Here is a 21,913-nt window from a genome sequence, read left to right as displayed (position 1 = left end):
TCATCGGCAAAAAAAGTCCGTCACCTCTAAGGCGAGGCTTCCTTACTGTCATTACTGACAGTCACAGGAAGCTCGATTCAGGGGTACCGGACTTTTTTTTATGAACATCATCATCTTCTCTAGCCCCATTGGGTCCGTAGCTGCTGTTCTACCGAAGCAGAGGAAGCAGGAATAGAGGATGCAGGATATAGCTGAATATGCTCATGCTCAAGCACTTCGTCAATAAATTCAAGAACCTGTGTACGATATAATTGCGGATTGACCATATAAGCGTTGGCATGAACAGCCCCTTCGATCAGGAGCAGCCGCTTGACCCCTTTTTTGACCCTATATAAATCCTCGCTCATCTTCGTAGGTACGAAGCGATCCTCAGTTCCGTGAATAAACAGGGTGGGAATATCGCTGATTTGGACAGCCTTTGTCGGGGATACCTGCTCGAAACGGAAGCCTGCTTTTTTCATCACACGCCGGCTTACCAGATAGTAGAAGCAGGATACAGGATATAGACGAACCCTTCGCAGCTGATACTTCATCAGCTCGGTCAGATCGGAGTAGGGGCAGTCCGCAATAATGAACCGGATATTCGAAGCAGCCATTGCGCTATATTCCAGTACGGTGCCTCCGCCAAAGGATTGACCATGCAGACCTATAATACAATTCTCGCCAGCCCGCTGATTCACGTATTCCACCCAGGCTTCAATATCGTACTTTTCCTTATAGCCGAACGTGGTGTAGACTCCTTCGCTCTTGCCATGTCTGCGCTGATCTACAAGCAGGAGATTAAAGCCCGACTCCTGAAACATTTGAATGTATTGTGTGGAAATAAAGTGTGAGGCGGTATAGCCGTGAACGATAATCATCCAGCGCTTGGAGGAAGGATTCGCTTCAATCATCACAGCATGCAGCTTAAGTCCATCACGGCTTCGGATCCAGACATCCTCTTTCTGAAGCTTCTTAAAATCAGAACGATGATACACACCGGCTTTCTCCAGGAGTGAGAACAGGTAGTCTTCACTGCGTACTTTCATCCGTATCATTTGCCTAAATCCAAACGAAACGATGCCTTCAATCAGGAAATAGACCGAGAGAAGCAGAAAAGCGATTTGATACATATATGGAAAACCCTCCTTTCAACATCGGTAATAGTATTTGTTAGAATGACGGCGGCCATTCATGTCCACTTGGCACATTTACCTATTATTAAACGCTTGTCACCATTTCAATCCTGTGATTAGATAAACTACAATTGGAATTATTCATTTCAGTACATGAGCAAAAAGGAGTATGAAGTAATGTATGTATGCGGCGGTTACATTCCTGAGCTGAAGACGGAGCGGTTGCTGCTTCGCAAGCTTATGAGAAAAGATAGCAAAGAGATCTACACCATTTGGTCCGATCCAAAGGTTACTGCCTATATGAACATCTCAGCGATGCACAGCGTACAGGAGGCAGAGGATATGATTGATCTGCTGGATCAGGCCTCACGGACAGAAGACGGCTTCCGCTATGCGATCATTCTCCAAGAGAGCGGCGCTGTTATCGGCAGCTGCGGATTTAATTATTGGCAGCTTCAAGGTGCATTCCGTGGAGAGATTGGCTATGAGCTTGCTTCCATTCATTGGCGCAAGGGATACATGACAGAAGCGCTTCGAGCCCTGCTGCAATACGGATTTGAAACGATGGGACTGAATCGAATTGAAGCGCTGGTGGATCCTAGAAATACAGCCTCACAGCAGCTGCTTCATGCGTTGTCATTCCAGTGTGAGGGCCTGCTTAGGCAGCTGCACTATACATCGACTGGATATAAGGATATGCAAATGCACTCCATTTTGTTTGAGGAATGGAAATATAAATAGAAATGTGAAGAATAAAGGAGGAATATGGAGTAATGCTGCTTCAATATCGGAGGGGAGCCTCTCTACTGCACCGGATCAGTCCATTAAGCAAATTGGTGATGCTTGCGGCGTGGACCGCAGCAGTTCTGAATTCGGAGCATTTGCTGGTACAGGGACTGATGTTTCTCGTTCTGCTGGTAATTGGAAAATTAGGTGCAGGACTGCTCTTCTCACAGCTGAGAAAAGCGGTCTTCTTCGTGCTTAGCTTTGGTCTTCCGTATTTTGTCTTAACTACACTCGCAGTGCCTGGGAAGGAACTGTTATGGGAGCTGGGCCCGATTCATATCGCAGAGGACAGTATGATGCTGGCCGGCGCGCTAACCGTGCGTATGTTTAATCTGTTTGTTTCATCTCTGTTGTTTATTACAACAACGGATCCACGGGATTTTGTTCATTCACTGACACTTCGTTTGAAGGTGCCGTACCGGTTTGCGTTTGGCGTCTCGATTGCCCTCACGTTTCTGCCTTTACTCGAGGAGGAGGGGAGAGTGATTGCTCAGGCGCATAAGGTGAGAGGAAGTGAACCGAAGACAGGAATCCGCAATAAGCTTCGTTATTATCGAAATTATGGTGTTTCAATTCTGGTCAACTGTGTCCGAAGAGTGCAGCAAACGGCTGGAGCAATGGAGGCAAAAGGGTTCGGGGCCTATCCGGAGCGTACTTATCTAAGAGTTCGCAGGTTCTCGCGTTATAGTGCGTGGTATGCAGGGGGGAGCGTTCTGATGGTCTTGATCGGAACGCTGTGGTGATCGGGGTTCATTCATCATAGCGTCTCGTTCTGGACTTATTGTTAACCTATAACGATCATTTTTATGTTGACAATTGAACTGCATGTCTATAAATTAAGTACAGTAAAGCATTCTCAAGGCACCTACATCTCGACTGAACTGAGCGTGCTGATCTGAATGAGTATATCGCTATATCACATCTGAACAGAATGGAGAGAGGATCGTGTCAAAAAAAGAATCTCGGCTTAAACGTCATTTTGCAGCGTTTACTACCCTGGACATTGTTCTGATGGCTATGCTGGCGACAGCGAACGGAGCCATGACCTTTTACTTGTCGGTCGTGAACAAAATGCTGAACAATTTCGGAGGCCCTATTGCCACTTCGACAATTGTGGGATTATATATGATCTATGGATTACTGGCCTATTACATTATCCGCAAGCCCGGTACGGCCGTCATTACATACAGTATAGGTGCACTGGTGCAGAGCTTTATAGGCTCCGCCTACGGTCTGGCATCCATCATTGTTGCGGCACTATGCTATATGGTCGTTCTGGAAGGACTATGCTGGATCACAAGATATAACAAATGGAATCTAACTTTTATGCTCATCGCAGGTGCGGCTCTTGTGCCGTTATGGTTTGTCTTCGCAGCGCAAATGTTCGGCTACACGGCGTGGGGCTGGCCTGTTCTTATTAGTGCTTTTGTTACCCGTGTCATAAGTGGTGCCGTGCTGTGCGGATGGCTGACGAAAGTGCTTGGGGATGGATTGATTCGCACGGGCCTCTTGAAGAGATATCGTTCATCCGAGCAGCCGTTAGAAGTGTAAGGGAGCGGGAGATATGGAGGATGCACACGACAATCTTATGATTCATAAACCCATGGTTGAATTCAAAAATGTCAGCTATCAATACGAAGGAGAGGCCAGCCCTGTGCTGAAGGGCCTCTCTTTTTCCATTTGCCAAGGAGAGCGGGTTGCTCTGATCGGAGGCAGCGGAAGCGGCAAATCTACGGTATGTCAGCTGCTTAACGGTTACTTGCCCCGGTCCGGCGGAGGGAAACGCTCGGGAGAACTGCGGGTTCGTGGACTGGACCCGGCCGTCGCTTCGATTGCCGATATTGCAGCGGTCTGCGGACTGGTATTTCAGGACCCGGATGCACAGCTTGTTCAAGGCATCGTTGAGGACGAGGTGGCTTTTGGCCCGGAGAATTTATGCCTTGCCCCTGAGCTGCTGGAACAGCGGGTAAGTGACGCCCTCAGCGCTGTGTCGCTTGTGGAGAAACGGTACGATGAAGTGTCCAGACTGTCTGGGGGGCAGAAGCAGCGGACAGCGATCAGCAGCATTCTGTCGCTCGCACCAGAGGTGCTCGTCTTCGACGATGCGGCGGCGAGCCTTGACCCGCCGGCGCAGCGCAGACTCGTGCAGCTATGCAGCGCGCTGCACGAGCAGGGCCGGACGCTGATCACCGCGTCCGGGCGGTTTGACGATCACGCGCTGCAAGCGTCGCGCGTGATCGTCCTGGATGGCGGTGCCGTGCGCTTCGCCGGCACGCCGCAGGAGCTGCTCCGCGAGCACGCCGCGGAGCTTGCGGCCTTGGGCCTGCTGCCGCCGCCGACACGCGAAGCTGCGGGGCGGGAGGCACGGGCCCAAGGCCAGCCCCCGCTGCTCGCGGCGCGGGGGCTTACGTTCACCTATCCTGCTGGCCGCAAGGCGCTGCAGGAGGTGAACGGTACGCTGTCAGCAGGTCAGTGGACCCTGCTGACCGGCGAGAACGGCTCAGGCAAGACGACCCTGAGCCGGCTTATGATGGGCTTGCTGCCGGTGCCGAAGCGCAGCCTGTATTTTCAAGGCAGGGATATCGCTGAGCTCAAAGTACATCAGCTGTCCAGAGAGATGGGATACGTCTTTCAGCAGCCGGAGCATCAATTCGTGGCGAGTACGGTGTGGGAGGAATGCATTTACGGGATTCGGGGAGCACTGTCGCTGAAGCCTGAAGATGTTATTCCGGAAGCTCATGCTGAAGCAGCAATGGATCTGCTTAGGGTAACCGGATTAATCGGCAAAAAGAATGCTTCGCCCTATCTGCTCAGCGGCGGTGAGAAGAAGCTGCTTAGTATTATCGCCCAGCTGGTCGTCCCGAAGCAGCTCTACATCTTGGACGAGCCGACAGCCGGGCTTGATTACGCCTTGATTGAGGTCCTTATACATTTGTGCAGACAGAAGCTGAATGAGGGAGCCGCCATCCTGATGATTACGCATGATACAGAGCTCTTGGCTGCGCATGCCGATCAAATATGGCATCTTGCAGATGGGCGTTTGGATGTGCAGAAGTAAGAAGCCACATCCCTTCTCGAAACTTTACTTCATTATTCCATGGCAAGTAAGCTCATGTTATGATGGTTGAAGTGATGTAAATTATAGAGAGAAGGTACATAAATCTTGAATACACAGGCTAACATTCCAAAACGGGGCTTTATTCTGACGGGTGTACTGCTTGCCACGTTCTTGTCCGCAATTGAAGGAACGGTGATCGGTCCGGCAGGTCCGACCATCGTGAGTGAACTGGGTGATGTATCGCTGCTCAGCTGGATCTTCACCTCGTATCTGCTGACGATGGCGGTCAGTACGCCGATTTTTGGGAAGATCAGTGACCTGTTCGGGCGTAAGCCCGTCTTTTTGATCGGTGTCGGGCTATTTCTGATCGGAAGCCTGCTATGCTGTTTTGCTGAGAATATGCAGAGCTTGATTCTGTTTAGGGCGATACAAGGGATTGGCGCTGGTGCTGTGGTGCCGGTGACTTTTACGATTATCGGGGATATCTACAGCATTGAGGAACGCGGTAAGGTTCAGGGCATGATCAGCTCTGTATGGGGTATTTCTTCGTTACTGGGACCGCTGATTGGTGGATATTTTGTAGATTACCTGGGCTGGCCGTGGATATTTGGTTTCAATATTCCATTTGGTCTGCTGGCCATGTGGTATGTGGGCAGGTATTTGAAAGAAGATGTTGTGAAGCAAAAAGTGCAAATTGACTATCTGGGAGCGATTACATTTACCGTCGGCATTACTTCCCTCCTCATTGCTTTATCCCTTGGCGGGCACGCTTACTCGTGGGGCTCTCCCTTCATCATGGGTCTATTACTAGCTGCCGTCGTGTTTATTGCGGCTTTTCTATTTGTGGAGACCAAAGCGAAGGAGCCAATTGTACCGCTCGGACTGTTTAAGATACGGGATATTACATTGGCCAACATTGCGGGCCTGCTGACCAGCGCGCTGATGATTGGTCTGACGAGTTACCTTCCCTTATGGATACAAGGCGTGCAGGGCGGGAACGCTACGACATCAGGACTTGCGCTTGCGCCGATGTCCATCGGGTGGCTGATTGGCGGTATATTTGCAGGAAGGCTGCTGATGAGGCTGGGGTCTCGTTATACCTCCCTGATCGGTTTGACCGGGATTGTCGCCGGCTCAGCCGGACTGATCTTCCTTAGCGCGAGTTCACCAAGCTGGCTGCTGCTCTTCTATATGTTCGTATATGGGCTGGGCTTCGGCTTCTCCTTCACTGTATTTACGATTATTGCCCAATCCTCTGTCGGCTATCGGCAGAGAGGAGCATCGACTGCGCTCAACACCTTTATGCGTACGTTAGGACAAACGATTGGGGCAGCGGCGTTTGGAACATGGCTGAACTCACGGATTTCTGCACATACAGAGACCATGAATTTAGCTGAGCAGGGCGTAACACAGAAGGATATCAATACGATTCTGGCGCCGCACGGAACGCTTGAGCTGCCCGAGAGAATTCAGGCATTGCTGCAGCAAGTACTGGAACTAAGCCTGCATTCTTTATTTCTTATCATGTTTATCATTGGAATCTGCGGATTTATTGTCACAGCGGGATTGCGCAAGCAGCCGCCGTCACCGGTCGAGTCAGGAGTGGCTGCACAGGCGCAGATTGCAGGCAAGAGAGAAGAATAGCTAGCGTGATAGTCAATATGCCATTCTTCTTCGAGATCCATGAACGAGAGTTATTATATATTGGTGTTTATATAGAGGAAGTCCGGACTGTGTCAACAGCAGCCGGGCTTCTTTTGTTTCGAAAGAACGATTTAATATAATTTACTTCACCTTGTGGAATATTACCCTTAGCGTGACGGGCACAGTTAAGGGTAATTAATTTATACAGACAGAAGGAAAGGGTGAAGTAAAATGAATGATGCAGCATTTCTCGTGCAATTTGAGAATGAGCAGAAGGCCCGCGGGGCATTTGATATGCTCGTGGAGCTGGGATACAAGCCCAATATGATTGGCGGTGGCATGATGGACGTCAACATTGAGCGGCAGGATGTAACCTCAGCGCTCGAAATTATTGAAGCCTATGGCGGAGAGGTTCAGGATGACAGCAATGAGCAGGTGCATGAGGCTTTGACTCCAGAGATGAATCAAATAAGTGATACGGAGTTTGCCTATATGCCGATTCCTGCACATACCGTAAATGAGGATTTGGATGAATCCTATATGGCAGGTTACTCCGATTCACCCTATGGAATGGAGTCATCAGGCTACGATTTAGCATCAGAGGATGATGACACAGAGTTCGCCGAAGAGCATAACCGAACCGAGGATACCGAATTCGGAGGCTCATTTGGCGGATTCTCTGGAAGCGTAAAGGCGTAATACTCCGGGTCTCGTAACAGTGATTGAATAACAAGCAAACTTTACTTCAAATAGCTTGTACACCAAAAAAACGATCCTCCTTCACCGTATCGACAATATGGATGAAGAAGGGATCGCTTTTTTTTGGTGTGTACTTATCTTAAATTGTTTATTTATGACCCTTAGTAAGTGTCCTCCATAGCAGCGTGCTTGCCAGCCGTATAGCCTGTGGAGAAGGCGGATGTAATATTATAACCCCCGGTATAGCCGTGAACGTCCAGGATTTCACCGCAGAAAAAGAGACCGGGCATGAGTTTAGATTCCATGGTCTTGGGGTAAATCTCCTTCAAATGCACCCCGCCCCCGGTAACGAATGCTTCGGCAAGCGAACGTGTGCCATTCACTTGAATCGGCATGCCCTTAATGACAGCAGCCAGCGTTTCAATAGAGCCTTTTGGAAGATGATGATAGGTTGTCTCACCGTCCAGCTCTGCTTTTGTCAATACGATAGGAATCAGCCGCTCCTGGACAATGCCCTTCAGCGCGTTCTTGATGGCTTTCTTAGGCTCCGATTCAAGTTTGTGCTTCAGGTCCTGCTCCATCTTGGATAAGGAGCATGCCGGATACAAATCCAGCTTCATAATAACGTTCTTCGTCCCCGTCTTCTTCTGCACCTTGCGAATGAACTGGCTGCATCTCAGCGCAATGGGGCCGGACAGTCCAAAATGGGTGAAGATCATATCTCCCTCGTGCCGAATGACCGTCTTGTCCTTCGCATCGTGAACAGATAGAGCGACATCGCTTAAGCTCAGACCCTGCAGCTCCCGAGAGGTGATGAAGGCTTCATTAGAGGTAATGGGCACCTCTGTTGGATACAGCTCTGTTATGGTATGGCCAGCGGCCTCTGCCCATGGATAGCCATCGCCGGTTGACCCGGTTTGCGGCACAGATTTGCCTCCTGTAGCTACAATGACTGCATCAGCTGCAAGAACTCTCCCCGAAGCTAGTTTCACACCAGCAACCTTGGATTCCTCGTAGAGAACCTCAGCTACGGGAGAGTCTGTCAGCATCTTCACACCAAGCGAGCTTGCTTTGCCGATCAATGCATCGACGACCGTCTTGGCTTTGTCAGACACGGGAAACATTCTTCCGTTATCTTCTTCCTTCAAGGCAATACCGAGATCTTCAAAAAAGCGCATAATCCCCTGATTATCCATATGCTGAAATGCACTGTACAGGAACTTTCCGTTCCCGGGGATATGCTTGATTAGCTCATCCTGATCTTTGGCATTGGTCACATTGCAGCGTCCTCCGCCGGATATGCCGAGCTTACGCCCGAGTTTATTGCCTTTGTCAACGAGAACAACCGATGCACCATGCTCAGCAGCGGCAACGGAAGCCATAAGGCCGGAAGGTCCTCCACCGATGACAATTACTTTTTTCATATTTTAAAAATCTCCTCTTCAATACAAATTCCTTCAAACATCGTACCAGATTCTTGTCGTTTTTTGTTTATGTTTTGTTTATTATCAACAAGTTCATCGTTTTATTCCGAGATAAAATGGTGCATTTGCATAACTACACATAGAAAATATTGTAATATAGTGTCGCCTATGTTTTAATCAGGTTACATAAGGTTACATAAGGTCGATTGATAGTGAACGAAATGAGAGGAGAGATAAACGCCTGTGTTTGCTGTCAAGAATATTCTGCTGCAGATTCTGCTGGCAGGAATTACCCCACTTCTCTTTTCGTTATTTATTGGGCGCATGCGTAGTCATTTTCATGACTTGAATTCGTCTCATAGGTCAAAGACTGCAGAGAGACATTTATTGCTGGCATGCATAATATCCATGGTGTTATGTGTTATTTTCTCTACGACTTTATTTGATTCCCTGTATTTGAATTTAGATACGCTCGCTGTTACGGTGGCAATTCTGTATGGAAGCACTTCGGCGGGTCTATTTGTGTCGATTTTTAGCACGTTACTGTTTGTAACTACGACGGATTTATGGAATGATCCTCTGATCTTTCTTCAATCCGGCATTTTGCTGTATCCTATTATGCTGCTGCTGGCAAAGCGCTTCAAGCAAGACAGAATACAAGGTAAAAGAAAGCTGTTCCTCGTCCCATTTGCACTCTTCGCAATGATCAGCATGGCTGCTGCGTATGCCTCATATTTCGCCAAGGCAGACTCGGTTCACATTGATTTTATCCTATACTCTCTTGTTTACTCGGTCTTGTCTGTAGTGACGGGACTAGCCATTATTCAATTCATAGAGCTTCAGTTCGTTCAGCAGGCGCTTGCCTCGGAGATCGAAGCCAAACGCAGGCAGTTCATACATCATTCTAATTTAAACAAGCAGCTGCTGAACACGATCCCTGTCTCGGTTGTCGCTTTTGATGTTGATGGTCGAATTGTGAACATGAATGAACGAATGCTTGATGAGCTGCGGAGAAGAAATCCGGGCATGGATCATGAGTCTGACATGATCGGCAAGCGTATTGAATCGATCGTTGGACAAGAGCATGGGTCGCGAGTAACAGAGAGAATTCGAGTTGCATCGAAGAGTGGAGAGATCTCATCAGAGTATTTAAATGTGGGACCTTATATCTTCCATACGTTAATCTCGCCAGTCAGAGACCCTTATGAAGGATCCTTGATTGGAAGCTCGCTTGTGCTTCAGGATATCACGGAGCTAGAAAAACTCCGCAGTGAGCTTGCCCATGTAGAAAGGCTCAGCCTGGTTGGACAAATGGCTGCAAGCATCACGCATGAGGTGAGGAATCCAATGGCCGTCGTAAGAGGGTTCCTGCAATTGATGCATGAGAGAAGTCCACGGTCACTTGATCACTATTATCGGATTGTTATGGAGGAATTAGACCGGGCCAACGGAATTATCACAGATTTTTTGTCCCTTGCTCAGAATCGGATCGTCGAGAAGGAAGAGGTTCATCTGCATGACATTATCCATGATATGCTTCCGCTGCTAAAGGCGGATGCGAACATGAGGGGGCAGACGGTCAAGCTTAACTTGAGCGATAGGATACCTAGATATCATCTGAACTCAAAGGAAATGAAGCAGCTGATCTTGAATTTGGCACGAAACGGTATGGAGGCCATGGACAGCAAGGGAACACTCTATATCGAGACATCGTGTGAGCAGAATCGAATTCTGCTTAAGGTGATAGACGAAGGTCCGGGTATTCCACCGGCAGTTCAAGAGAAGCTGTTCGAGCCTTTCTATACGACCAAATCGAAGGGCACCGGTCTCGGACTTGCGTTATGCCGGGGTATTGCTGAGCGGCATAATGCCGTCATTCAGGTGGAATCTGGTGATGGACGAGGCACGATGTTCACGGTTGTTTTTAAGCTGTAAAGAGGCATCTATGCATACGCTGCTTGAAGGATAGAAACGATCGTCTGGAGTCATAATAACATGGCCATCTGTTAGTTAACGGGTGAGAATCCTAATCTTGAAGTGAAAAAGGAGAGTTTCCCATGGCAAAAAATGATTCCAAACAACAGGAAATCCAGAAGCAGTCCAACAAGAAGAACCAGAGAGGACAAGGTCAAATCGTTGACAAGAAGCTCGAAGGGGACAATTTCCCGGCAACGTAGGTTTGTTACTCCATGAGATTACAGGCCCATCTTGGTCATCAAGATCTGAGGTGTCGTAAGTTACACCAGCTGGTTTGACATGTCCATCTCTTGCGTTCACAACTTAGGAATGTATAATAAAAGTTAGTGAAGGAGTGAATAGAACATGTCAATGTCTTTTGACCAATACATGAAAGATATGGTTCAACCCATGAGGGATGAACTGACACGCCTCGGTATCGAAGAGCTTCGTACCGTAGAAGAAGTAGAAGCTAAACTGCCGGGTGCTGAAGGAACTGCCCTTGTTGTCGTCAATTCGGTTTGCGGCTGCGCAGCAGGCCAAGCACGTCCTGGTGTAGCCAGAGCGCTTGAGAATGAAGTAACCCCTGACCACTTGTTTACGGTGTTTGCAGGTCAGGACAAAGAAGCCACTGCTCAGGCTCGTGAATATTTTGCTCCATACCCGCCTTCCTCCCCTTCCATTGCTTTGATGAAGGATGGAGAGCTGGTACACTTTATCGAGCGTCATCAGATCGAGAATCGTTCTGCTGAAGAAATTGCTGCCGATTTAGTGGGGGCCTTTAACCAGTATTGCAAATAAGCTAGTTACATAACGCCCCGATTCTTTCGGATTAGTCCCGAAATTACGGGGCGTTTTGGCTTTTTCCATTATTCATACTTACTAATCTCTAAGAGACGGGGTGCGTAAACTTGAGTTTACAAGAGCAAATCATCGCAGAATTACGAGTGAAACCACAGATCAACGTGGAAGAAGAGGTTCGGAAACGGGTGGATTTCCTAAAGGAATATGTTCTGAAGTCCGGCACAAAAGGGCTGCTTATTGCGATTAGCGGCGGCATTGATAGTGCAGTAGCAACAGCGCTGTGCAAGCAGGCTACGGATGAACTGACAGAGGAGAATGGCGAAGAATACAAGACACTGGGTGTGTTCCAGCCTTACGGAGAACAAGTGGATATTGCGCACAGTTATGCGGTAGCGAAGGCATTTGACCTGAAATATACGGTTGAGACAAACATTGAAGAAGCGGTTAACGAGATTGCCCTTGAAGTAGAGCATGGCTTCAAAGCTCTTGGATCTCCGCGTCATATGACACCGCAGGGTAAAGGGAATGTGAAGGCCAGAACTCGGATGGTTGTACAGTACGCACTATCGTTTGAAATGAATCTGCTCGTTGTCGGGACAGATCATGCATCGGAAGCCATTACGGGCTTCTACACGAAATGGGGCGATGGCGCCGTTGATATTACTCCGCTGACCAGCCTGAACAAACGTCAGGTCCGCCAAATTGCAGCCTATGTGGGAGTGCCGCAGGAGATTCTGGACAAGGCGCCGACAGCGGGACTATGGGAAGGTCAGACCGATGAGAAGGAACTTGGTATTACATATGACGATAACAGCGACTATCTGGAAGGCAAGGAAATTCATGCAGAAGCAAGAGAGAAGCTTGAAGCAGCCTACCTTCGTACAGCACATAAGCGTAATGCGATTCCGGGTATCTAATTAGCGGCTACCTATAACCTATAAACAAGAGAACCCTCGTAATATGGGACAATTTACTGCCCCGACGAGGGTTTTTGATTTGTCCAAACAACTGATACAATAGATTAGGTTGAAAAGGTGGTGAAGAGCTTGATCTACGGGATTGGCAACGATGTGCTGGAGACAGACCGGATTGCTCGAATTATGGAAGGCGCTCACAGGGCCAGATTTCTCAGCCGAGTGCTGACTGAAGAGGAACGAGCTATACTTAGTGAGCGTACACAGAGTGAAGTTCAGTATGTATCGGGAAGATTTGCAGCGAAGGAAGCGATATCTAAAGCGTTTGGCTGTGGAATCGGGGAGCTGCTGGGCTTCCAGGATATTGAGATTTTACCGAACAAGCTGGGTAAGCCGACTGCGGCCATCTCTGAGCCTGCTCGGAAACGGCTTGGTCTTAGCGGCGAGTATTCTTACATGGTTCACATCAGCATCTCGCATCAGCCAAGCGTTGCAGCTGCGTTCGCCATCGTTGAACGGATGTAACTGAGGATTATACGAATCATTTAGTAATACAGAATGGGAGAATAGGAATCGAATGAATCAGAGCAATGCAAAAAAGTTCTTTAGTACGGAGCTGCTTCATTGGTATATGCAAAATAAACGTGATCTTCCGTGGCGGCGACATCGGGACCCCTATTATATATGGGTATCGGAGATCATGCTGCAGCAGACAAGGGTAGATACGGTGATTCCGTATTTTCAGCGTTTTATCGAACGCTTTCCGACAATACAGGATTTGGCAGAGGCGCCTGAGGAGGATGTGCTTAAGCTGTGGGAGGGGCTCGGATATTACTCTCGTGCCCGTAACCTGCAGGCGGCCGCAAGGCAGGTCATGGAGCAGCATGGCGGGGAAGTGCCGAACCAGAAGGATGCGGTATTTCATCTTAAAGGTGTAGGTCCTTACACAGCGGGTGCAATTCTCAGCATCGCGTTTAATCAGCCGCAGCCTGCTGTGGATGGAAATGTCATGCGGGTGCTGTCACGTTATTTTCTGATCGAAGATGACATTATGAAGGGCAGCACAAGAGTCAAGATGGAGACGCTGGCAGAGGAGCTCATCCCGGAGGGACGAGCATCGGATTTCAATCAGGCATTAATGGAGCTCGGAGCGCTCGTATGTACGCCAAAATCCCCACATTGTTTGACTTGTCCAGTGATGGAGATGTGCACGGGACGGATTGAAGGAAGAGAAGACACATTACCAGTGAAGAAAAAGGCCAAGCCGCCTCGTCCCGAGCAGAGAATTGCTGCGCTTGTTGTCGGTACGGGGGTGAACGAAGGGAAGGTGCTGGTTCGTCAGCGTCCTGCAACCGGCTTGCTGGCCAAGATGTGGGAGCTTCCTCATATGCAGGCATCAGCACCTGGCGAGCTGGCCCATCTGGTTCCTCACGAGCCTGCGATGGATCTGATTGCTGGACATTTGCTTGAGGAGGGCTATCATATTAAGCCGAACTCGTTCTGGAGAATGGCCGAGCATACCTTCAGTCATATTCACTGGAATCTGCAGGTATATCATTGTGCAGAGGCGGAAGCGGTGCTGACATCCACTATGGTTGCAGAACAGGTGGAAGCTTATAAGGAAGAGAGACATCTGTACCGCTGGATCGAGCCGAAGGATATGGACACCATGGCCTTTCCGAATGTATTCCTGAAATTATTGCGCGATTATTTTAATGAATTGAATGAATAGATAGTGAAGAGTATAAGAAAAAAAGCAGTCTTAGAATAAAATGGCAAAGGCCGCTTTATTCTGGACTGCTTTTTTAGAAGCAAACAGCGGTAACCGCTGTTGAACTGCAGAGGTCTAATTCTTATTTCGCTGCAGCGTAACGTTTATTTACTTCATCCCAGTTGATTACATTCCAGAATGCTCCGATGTAGTCAGGACGTTTGTTTTGATATTTCAGGTAGTAAGCATGCTCCCATACATCCAGACCAAGAACTGGAGTCAAGCCTTCAAATACAGGGCTGTCCTGGTTAGGTGTGCTAGTGATTGCCAGTTTGCCGTCTTTGCCGACAACCAGCCAAGCCCAGCCGCTGCCGAAACGAGTTGTTGCTGCTTTTGCAAAATCTTCTTTGAATTTGTCATAGCCGCCCAGCTCGCTGTCAATTGCTGCAGCGATTTCGCCTGTAGGAGCGCCGCCGCCGTTAGGTCCGATAATTTCCCAGAACAGGCTGTGGTTGTAATGACCGCCGCCGTTGTTGCGGACTGCTGTACGGATGCTCTCAGGTACGCTGTCGAGGTTCGCAAGCAGCTCTTCAAGGGATTTCTCTTGAAGCTCAGGAGCGCTTTCCAAAGCAGCGTTCAGGTTCGTTACATAAGTATTGTGATGGCGATCGTGGTGGATTTCCATCGTTTGAGCGTCGATATGTGGTTCTAATGCATCGTTTGCGTAAGGAAGTGCTGGTAATTGGAATGCCATGATTGAAATTCCTCCTAAAAATAAATTAAAGGTTAAATCTTTATGTAGATTTCCCCTCGACACTTATATTAAACCTTATTCAGTCTATTTAATCAACATTTTTGTTTGTTAAGCTGTTATAAAAGGGTTTTAATATAACATGAAATTAACAAAACAGTTTTTGAAGTCTATTACTGTGTTAACTAGTTTAATACCAAATATACAAAGTTTAGCAATAAAAATGTAAGCGCTTGATATTAAGCGCTTACAGAAGAAAAAGCGTGTTTTCTGGAGCAAAGTGTGGTTTAATGGACGATGAAGAAGATATATCTCGTTTTTTGTCATATTATCATTTCCTGAACATTTCTGGCTCTCCTTAATAGGCGTGGCAGATGTTTCGGCCGGCTTTTTGCCGGTTTTTCCGTCTGTACATATCATTCTAATATATTCAGATGGATCATCATCGGGTTTTTGGTAAAAAGGGCGTGCCTTTTTTGTAAAACCTCACTAAAGATAACGAAAAGGGAGATTTAGCAGATGAACATTCGTTCCTTTCAGTTGAGTGACGCAAATGGTGTAACAGAGCTCCTTGCGGCTGCTTTGTCGGAAGATTGCTTTGAGAACACGATGGGTCCTTTCGCTCGCCAGTTATCCTGGGATTCAGACCTTATTATGGTTGCTGAGCAGGATGGGGAGCTGATCGGTGCTTTAATCGGTACTATTGATCAGAACCATGGTTGTATTTATCGTATTGCGGTTCACCCTGATTTCAGACGTCAAGGCGTTGGAAAAGCCTTGGTTAAGGCGCTTGAACAGCGTTTTCAACAGCGCAAGGTAAGAGGGGTGTGGGTCGCTGGTGACGAGCATAACAAAGCCGCGATGCCGCTGTATGAAGCGATGGGTTACGGAGCTAGTCAGGTCATGAAGGCATTCCAGAATCTTAGTATTCTGGCACACAGCTAATGAAGTGTACTGAATGCAAGTTATAGTTTTGCTAGATTGGCGTCTCATGTTCAAGCAATGAGCGAGATCAGATATAGAGAGAGAGAGAACACAGACTTTATTCTATTTTTTATTGTTAATCCATAATAGGCATATCTTGGCGTCCAATTGCAAATGGAACCGAGATATGCTTTTCTATTGATATGGCATTTTTATTATAACCTTGAGGTGATAGAAGCAAATGAGCCGGGAAATACCGCCAGATATAGAGAATACGGCGACAACATCCTCTTCGGGCTCAACTCTGTCCGGAGAGCTTCTGGATTGGCTTAAGACCATTTTGATTGCTGTCGTACTGATGCTGCTTCTTAATTTGTTTGTCTTCAATATTTCGATTGTTAAGGGTGAATCGATGCAGCCAACCCTAGTTGAACAAGATCGATTGTTCATTAATAAGATCGTATACGAATTTGATACGCCGAAGCGTCATGACGTCGTCGTGCTGCATGATCCGAGCCATACGCCTGATCGTAAAGAGTTTCTTGTCAAAAGAGTCATTGGTATTCCCGGCGATATGATAGAAATACGGGAACACGTACTATATATCAACGAAGAGCCACAGACGGAACCTTATACAAATACTTCAATTGAGGATCCGGATTTTGGTCCAATCCGGCTGGAAGAAGGCCGTTACTTCGTCATGGGAGATAACAGGCATGCAGGTAAGAGCAAGGATAGCCGATCATTCGGGAGTGTCTCGGCTAAAGAGATCGTCGGGAAAGCTGAATTTATTTTTTGGCCCATGAGTGATATGAAGAAGCTGTGAATGGGAACAGAAGATCAGGCTATACAGATATATGTGAGGAATTGACGTTTATTCCATTTGTGACAGCAAAGTTATTATGAGATTGATTGGATTAGAGGTGATAATATGATTAGTCGAGATTCGCTTGTAAGCCCGGGAGTACATTTTGAGTGGCTGAAGCAGGAAATTAAACAGGCAGCACCGTCTTTTGGAATCGATGATGTTGGATTTGCCTCTGCGGAACCGTTTGAATCCTTGCGTTCCATATTGCTGGAGCATCGTGCCAAAGGCTATGAGTCAGGATTTGAAGAGCCTGATATCGAGAAACGGGTGAATCCCGCGCTGGATTCGGGTAAGCCTGCTTCGCTTATTGCTATTGCCATCGCCTACCCTTCCAAGATGAAGGATCCGCCAAAGTCGGAGCCTGGCAGCTATAGAGGGATATTGGCCCGCTCAGCGTGGGGGCAGGATTACCATCATGTTCTGAGGGCAGCGATGGACAAGCTCACCGCCTTTATCCAGGAGAGGGTTCCAGAGGCGCGCATTGAGAATATGGTGGACACGGGTGTTCTGGTGGACCGGGCTGTTTCAGAGCGGGCGGGTATTGGCTTCAGCGGCAAGAACTGCGCAATCATATCACCCAAATTCGGTTCGTGGATATTTCTAGGGGAACTCATAACAGACATTCCTTTTACACCGGATGCACCGGTGACAGAAGGATGCGGAGAATGCACGAAGTGCATTGATGCCTGCCCTACAGGAGCGCTTGTTGGCCCGGGACAGCTGAATGCCCAGAAGTGCATTTCTTTTTTGACGCAAACCAAAGGCTTTTTGGACGAAGAATATATGAAGAAAATCGGGAATCGGCTGTACGGCTGTGACACATGCCAGATCGTATGCCCGAAGAATAGAGGGAAGAATTGGGATCATCATCCTGAATTTGCACCCGACCCCGAAATTGTCAAGCCTTTGCTTAAACCACTGCTCTCCCTGAGCAATAAGGAATTTAAGGAACGGTTTGGACACAGCTCTGCCGCTTGGCGAGGTAAAAAACCAATACAACGCAATGCCGTCATCGCGCTTGGTAATTTTAAAGATCAAAGCGCTGTACCCGAGCTGAGCGAAGTGTTGCTGCGGGATCCTCGTCCCGAACTGAGAGGAACCGCTGCTTGGTCGCTCAGCCAAATAGGAGGAGAAGAAGCAATGAATGTGATATCGGAAGCTGCTGCAAGAGAACAAGATGGGAACGTACTGAACATGCTGCAGAGAGCCCAGGAGAAGCTGCTCATGGGGCCTCTATCCGAGAAGAAGAAATACGAAGCAGAGTTTGCTGCTGAATATAGTTCGTCTGAATCGAGTTCATCGGATGGCAATAACAATGAGTCTAATATGGCGCTGAATCGCAATGACAACACGGCAGCCTGGAAGCCTACTCCGGTAACCAAGCTTACGGGTGAGCCTGTATATTATCATGAAATATCAACAGAAGCAGGAGAGCTTACACTTTGTGCCACGCAACAAGGACTTGCAAGACTCGATTTTGGTAACTACACGGTAAGAGAGGCGCATCTGCAGCAGTGGGCACGCACTTGGCTGGGTGAATATCATTTTGTACATGATCCTTCCCGGTTCCAAGAGGTGACATGGCAGCTTCAGGAATACTTGTCTGGAGAGCGTACAGAGTTCGAGCTTCAGCTGGATCTAAGAGGAACCCCATTTGAGCTGCAGGTATGGCAGGCGCTAATGGAGATTTCATATGGTCAGCATGTCTCAAGTCTCGGATTAGCGGAGAAGATAGGGAGACCGAAGGCTGTTCGCTCGGTTGTAGCGGCAGTTTCAAAAAATCCGCTTCCTATTATTATTCCTCATCACCGTTTGACGGGAAGTGAGGGTGGAGTAACGATATACCCTGGAGGGCTCCATGTGAAGGAACGCCTGCTCTCATTGGAAGCACAGACTACGAATTGACAAAAACTCCAAATTGCGTTTGCTAGCCGCGTTTCTACATGCTATGATATCGTGTATGATGCGTTAAGAATAGCAATCAAGCAAAAAACAGGGGTGTATAAGTATGGATATCGTTATTCCCATTATTACACTAATTGTAGGCCTCGTTGGGGGATTCTTTATCGGTGCATTCTATCTGCGCAAGCAGCTTGAGAAGATGCAGAGTGATCCTGAAGCTCTACAAAAAATGGCAAAACAAATGGGCTACAATTTGAACAGCAAGCAGATGCAGCGTGCTCAACAGATGATGAAATCCCAGCAGGGCGGAAATGGTGCAGGCAAGATGCAGCCGCCTATGCGCAAGAATCAGGGAAGAAAAAGATAATGCTGCTATCTTGCCTGCCAGGTACAGGTGTATGCCGCTTGGGAGGAGGAAGAAGGAATGGCTGGAGTTAAAGATTACATGAACTCTTCTGTCGGCGCTAATCGCGAGAAGATTGAGTATCATGTTGAACAGATATTGAAGCTGATCGGTGAAGATACAGAACGCGAAGGTCTGCTGGAAACACCGGCTAGAGTTACCCGTATGTACGAAGAGATTTTTGCGGGCTATGAAGTAGATCCTAGAGATGTACTTGGTGTCACTTTTGATGAGAATCATGAAGAGCTTGTCATTGTGAAGGATATTGTGTACTACAGTCAGTGTGAGCATCATATGGCTCCGTTCTTCGGTAAGGTCCATATCGGATATGTACCAAGTGGACAAATTGTCGGGCTTAGCAAGCTTGCGAGACTGGTTGAGGCGGTAACTCGTCGTCTGCAGGTACAGGAGCGGATTACTTCTCAAATTGCGGACATCCTTGAGGATGCGCTTAACCCGAATGGGGTCATGGTTGTTGTAGAAGGAGAACATCTATGCATGTGTGCTCGTGGTGTGAAGAAGCCGGGCAGCAAGACAGTAACTTCTGCTACACGTGGTACATTCCGGGATAATGCAGCTTCCCGGGCTGAGTTCCTATCTCTTGTTAAAGGTTAATCTTGAAATTTCGGAAAGTCTTGATCGTACTGATCAAGGCTTTTTTATTAGGGGGAGATGAGGCGCATGGCGAGCGAAGATACAATGCTTCACAAATTCAAGGAGATCCAAATCTGGGAATCGCCGCTCATGAAGAAGGATGAGGACGTGCTTGAAGCTTTTGCATGGGAAGAGGTGATGTGCAGGCAAGTGGGGCTGGGGCATCGCCCTGTCGCTCATCTCTGGCGTCACGAGAATGCGCTTGTCATCGGTCTCCGGGACCACAGGCTGAAGCAGGCTGAGGAGGCCATGCAGCAATTTCGGAATAAGGGGATAAGCTCCTGTGTGCGTCCTTCCGGAGGTGCGGCGGTCAGACTGACCAGAGGAGTGGTGAATCTTAGTCTCATTCTTCCGAACCCTGGACATGCGATTAATATTCATGATGATTTTAAATCCATGGTTGAATATATCCGGAAAGCGATTCTTCCCTGGGGAGGACATGCAGTGGCAGGAGAAATCGAAGGAGCCTATTGCCCGGGAGACTATGATGTAGCGATCAATGGACGGAAGTTTTGTGGAATTGCCCAGCGTCGTTTGGCCAAGGCTTATCTTGTTACTGGCTTTATTATCGTGGAAGGAAGAGGGGATGAGCTGACAGAGGACATCATCCAGTTCTATGATCAGGCAGCCGGAGATGCTGATGAGGGCTATCCTCAAGTGAAGTACGGAAGTATGGGGAGTCTAAATGAACTGTCAGATGTACCTTCTGCTGAGGCGTATATGCAGTCTTTAATAGAAACGATCGGTTCTTCGGCAGAGAAGGTGTATACCGGAGTTAGACCGTCTGTTCCTCGATCCGAGGTGGAACGCACAGTGGCTGTATTAAAGGAACGTTACGATTAAGCTCATCCCCAAAAGGTGTAGTGACAATAAAAGACCTCGGAGGGAGGTCTTTTACTTTGAGAATAGGGGTGCAGTTAGAGAGCCCACATTTATTTTGAAAAAATAAGGAGAGCTGCCTTGATGTTCTCCCTACGGTCAATAAGGAGTCCATTTCAGCTTGCGGGCTTCTTGGAAACGTTCTGCCACAGCAGGCCAGTATACAACGTTCCACCAGTCGGTAATGTATTTCTTGCGTTCATTCTGATGCTTCAAGTAGTAGGCATGCTCCCACACATCCAGCGGAAGAAGAGGAACAATATCATACTGAGATAGATTTTGATGCTTTTCTGCCTGTAATATTTCTAACCGATGCGCTCTTGGGCTCCACACCAATACAGCCCAGCCGCCGCCTTCCACCTTATTGGCTGCTTCTGTAAAGTGCTTCTTAAATGCTTCATAGCTTCCAAAATCCTTTCTGATCTGTTCTCCCAGTGACCCGACAGGCTTTCCGCCGCCATTTGGGCTCATGATGTTCCAGAAGATGGTATGAAGGTAATGCCCTGCTCCGTTAAAGGCCAGCTCTCGTTCCCAATGCTTCACAAGCTCGAAATTCCCGGTTTGCCGTGCTTCCTGAAGCTTCTTCTCCGCGGTGTTAAGATCGTCGACATACGTCTTATGATGCTTGTCATGATGGATGCGCATCGTCTTCTCATCAATATAGGGCTCCAGCGCATTGTAGGGATAAGGCAGCGGCGGCAGCTTGTGTCCTCCAATCGGAACAGGAGACTCAGGAGGGGAACTGTCTGCTGATGCAGTGTCTGATACAGTGAGAGCTGAGGATAATTGCTGAACCAATTCCTCCGAAGCTCCAGTTCGCGGTGTCGACACCTCCGGATAAGGGAAGGGCTCTTCGTTCCAGATGCTTATAGGTTTTACTCTTTGGGAAATGGCTGCGGGTTGATCCAGTCCTCGGAGCCTGTTCACCGTCTGCTCTGATTGGCCCTGGATATATCGAAAAACAACCTCGGCAGCAGGGTTGCTTGATAACGCGGTGCTATGCTCAAGAATGTGGCCGAGGTGACGATGGAATTCCTTCGATTGGGTAAACGAAGCGGCCAGCAGCACATCCAGCTGAGCAAGCGCATAATCATCTGGAGGCTGTACGCCTGTGCTTACCCGCTGAAGCAGATCATCTGCTGCATCAGCCGATCGCTGGAATACGCTTCCCCATTCATTGAGAAGCTTCACATAGGCCTCCTCAAGCTCCGGTGCAATCGATGTAATCATATTTGTGCAACCCATTTCAGTATCCTTCCAAGTCCTTATCTCTTCCAGCGCGCGCAGCGGTAAATAGGGTCCATAACTGAGCTCCATAAGCTCGGCACCTCCCAAGAATCATTCTTATCAAATCAATGTTGTGCATAACAGCAGGCGGCGTAATGATCTAACGTATACTTATTCTCATTAGGGCTTGGACT

At 48.1% G+C, this 21,913-nt stretch carries 21 protein-coding genes; 17 read left to right on the top strand and 4 right to left on the bottom strand.

What is annotated here, in order from left to right; translation table 11 throughout:
- Window positions 1-119: 119 nt before the first annotated feature.
- A complete protein-coding gene (locus tag BLW49_RS16215; RefSeq protein WP_090725580.1) occupies window positions 120-1,112 on the bottom strand; it encodes an alpha/beta hydrolase in 993 nt (330 codons plus the stop codon).
- 180 nt (window positions 1,113-1,292) lie between these two features.
- On the opposite strand from BLW49_RS16215, the gene BLW49_RS16210 reads away from it, so the two are divergent.
- From BLW49_RS16210 to BLW49_RS16185, 6 genes are all read left to right on the top strand, one after another.
- Entirely contained in the window at window positions 1,293-1,856 is a 564-nt protein-coding gene (locus BLW49_RS16210) for a GNAT family N-acetyltransferase (protein WP_090725579.1), read from the top strand.
- Window positions 1,857-1,888: 32 nt separating this feature from the next.
- Window positions 1,889-2,644: an energy-coupling factor transporter transmembrane component T family protein gene (locus BLW49_RS16205; RefSeq protein ID WP_090725577.1), complete on the top strand. Its 756-nt coding sequence runs from the start codon at window positions 1,889-1,891 to the stop codon at window positions 2,642-2,644.
- A gap of 268 nt (window positions 2,645-2,912) precedes the next feature.
- Entirely contained in the window at window positions 2,913-3,452 is a 540-nt protein-coding gene (locus BLW49_RS16200; RefSeq protein WP_090725892.1) for an ECF transporter S component, read from the top strand.
- A gap of 13 nt (window positions 3,453-3,465) precedes the next feature.
- Complete coding sequence (locus BLW49_RS16195; protein WP_090725576.1) at window positions 3,466-4,959, top strand: ABC transporter ATP-binding protein; 1,494 nt, start codon at window positions 3,466-3,468, stop codon at window positions 4,957-4,959.
- Window positions 4,960-5,064: 105 nt separating this feature from the next.
- Window positions 5,065-6,603 (top strand): MDR family MFS transporter, encoded by a 1,539-nt coding sequence (locus tag BLW49_RS16190; RefSeq protein WP_256209787.1) that lies wholly within the window; start codon window positions 5,065-5,067, stop codon window positions 6,601-6,603.
- Window positions 6,604-6,834: 231 nt separating this feature from the next.
- Complete coding sequence (locus tag BLW49_RS16185) at window positions 6,835-7,302, top strand: hypothetical protein (protein WP_076314661.1); 468 nt, start codon at window positions 6,835-6,837, stop codon at window positions 7,300-7,302.
- Between the two features lie 161 nt (window positions 7,303-7,463).
- Here the strand turns inward: BLW49_RS16185 and BLW49_RS16180 are convergent, their stop codons facing one another.
- A complete protein-coding gene (locus BLW49_RS16180) occupies window positions 7,464-8,726 on the bottom strand; it encodes a BaiN/RdsA family NAD(P)/FAD-dependent oxidoreductase (RefSeq protein WP_090725574.1) in 1,263 nt (420 codons plus the stop codon).
- 243 nt (window positions 8,727-8,969) lie between these two features.
- Here BLW49_RS16180 and BLW49_RS16175 point away from each other — a divergent pair, with 243 nt between their 5' ends.
- From BLW49_RS16175 to mutY, 5 genes are all read left to right on the top strand, one after another.
- Window positions 8,970-10,661 carry an ATP-binding protein gene (locus BLW49_RS16175; protein ID WP_090725572.1) on the top strand — a complete coding sequence of 564 codons (1,692 nt, stop codon included), beginning with the start codon at window positions 8,970-8,972 and terminating at the stop codon, window positions 10,659-10,661.
- 387 nt (window positions 10,662-11,048) lie between these two features.
- Complete coding sequence (locus BLW49_RS16170) at window positions 11,049-11,483, top strand: BrxA/BrxB family bacilliredoxin (protein ID WP_076314658.1); 435 nt, start codon at window positions 11,049-11,051, stop codon at window positions 11,481-11,483.
- Between the two features lie 110 nt (window positions 11,484-11,593).
- Window positions 11,594-12,403, top strand: coding sequence for an ammonia-dependent NAD(+) synthetase (gene nadE / locus BLW49_RS16165; RefSeq protein ID WP_090725571.1), 810 nt, complete (start codon window positions 11,594-11,596; stop codon window positions 12,401-12,403).
- A gap of 120 nt (window positions 12,404-12,523) precedes the next feature.
- Complete coding sequence (gene acpS / locus BLW49_RS16160) at window positions 12,524-12,925, top strand: holo-ACP synthase (protein WP_305954050.1); 402 nt, start codon at window positions 12,524-12,526, stop codon at window positions 12,923-12,925.
- Window positions 12,926-12,977: 52 nt separating this feature from the next.
- The gene (gene mutY / locus BLW49_RS16155) at window positions 12,978-14,132 is read left to right on the top strand and encodes an A/G-specific adenine glycosylase (protein WP_076314655.1); all 1,155 of its coding nucleotides are present in this window, start codon (window positions 12,978-12,980) and stop codon (window positions 14,130-14,132) included.
- Window positions 14,133-14,253: 121 nt separating this feature from the next.
- Here the strand turns inward: mutY and BLW49_RS16150 are convergent, their stop codons facing one another.
- Complete coding sequence (locus tag BLW49_RS16150) at window positions 14,254-14,865, bottom strand: superoxide dismutase (RefSeq protein WP_076314654.1); 612 nt, start codon at window positions 14,863-14,865, stop codon at window positions 14,254-14,256.
- Window positions 14,866-15,381: 516 nt separating this feature from the next.
- On the opposite strand from BLW49_RS16150, the gene BLW49_RS16145 reads away from it, so the two are divergent.
- The 6 genes from BLW49_RS16145 to BLW49_RS16120 all read left to right on the top strand — a co-directional run bounded on the left by BLW49_RS16145 (window position 15,382) and on the right by BLW49_RS16120 (window position 20,456).
- Complete coding sequence (locus BLW49_RS16145; protein ID WP_047911583.1) at window positions 15,382-15,807, top strand: GNAT family N-acetyltransferase; 426 nt, start codon at window positions 15,382-15,384, stop codon at window positions 15,805-15,807.
- Window positions 15,808-16,027: 220 nt separating this feature from the next.
- Complete coding sequence (gene lepB / locus BLW49_RS16140; protein WP_076314653.1) at window positions 16,028-16,612, top strand: signal peptidase I; 585 nt, start codon at window positions 16,028-16,030, stop codon at window positions 16,610-16,612.
- Between the two features lie 105 nt (window positions 16,613-16,717).
- Entirely contained in the window at window positions 16,718-18,559 is a 1,842-nt protein-coding gene (gene queG, locus BLW49_RS16135) for a tRNA epoxyqueuosine(34) reductase QueG (protein WP_076314652.1), read from the top strand.
- 103 nt (window positions 18,560-18,662) lie between these two features.
- Window positions 18,663-18,923 carry a YneF family protein gene (locus BLW49_RS16130; protein ID WP_076314651.1) on the top strand — a complete coding sequence of 87 codons (261 nt, stop codon included), beginning with the start codon at window positions 18,663-18,665 and terminating at the stop codon, window positions 18,921-18,923.
- A gap of 57 nt (window positions 18,924-18,980) precedes the next feature.
- A complete protein-coding gene (gene folE, locus BLW49_RS16125; protein ID WP_076314650.1) occupies window positions 18,981-19,574 on the top strand; it encodes a GTP cyclohydrolase I FolE in 594 nt (197 codons plus the stop codon).
- A 66-nt stretch (window positions 19,575-19,640) separates the two neighbouring features.
- Complete coding sequence (locus BLW49_RS16120; RefSeq protein WP_256209785.1) at window positions 19,641-20,456, top strand: lipoate--protein ligase family protein; 816 nt, start codon at window positions 19,641-19,643, stop codon at window positions 20,454-20,456.
- Window positions 20,457-20,591: 135 nt separating this feature from the next.
- On the opposite strand, the gene BLW49_RS16115 is transcribed toward BLW49_RS16120, so the two are convergent.
- Window positions 20,592-21,809, bottom strand: a complete 1,218-nt coding sequence (locus BLW49_RS16115) for a Fe-Mn family superoxide dismutase (RefSeq protein WP_076314648.1) — start codon at window positions 21,807-21,809, stop codon at window positions 20,592-20,594.
- Window positions 21,810-21,913: the final 104 nt, after the last annotated feature.

This window comes from Paenibacillus sp. PDC88 (assembly GCF_900106725.1).
Taxonomy (GTDB): domain Bacteria; phylum Bacillota; class Bacilli; order Paenibacillales; family Paenibacillaceae; genus Paenibacillus; species Paenibacillus shunpengii.
Note: the sequence above shows the minus strand (reverse complement) of the source record. Positions and strands in the feature narration are given on the sequence as shown.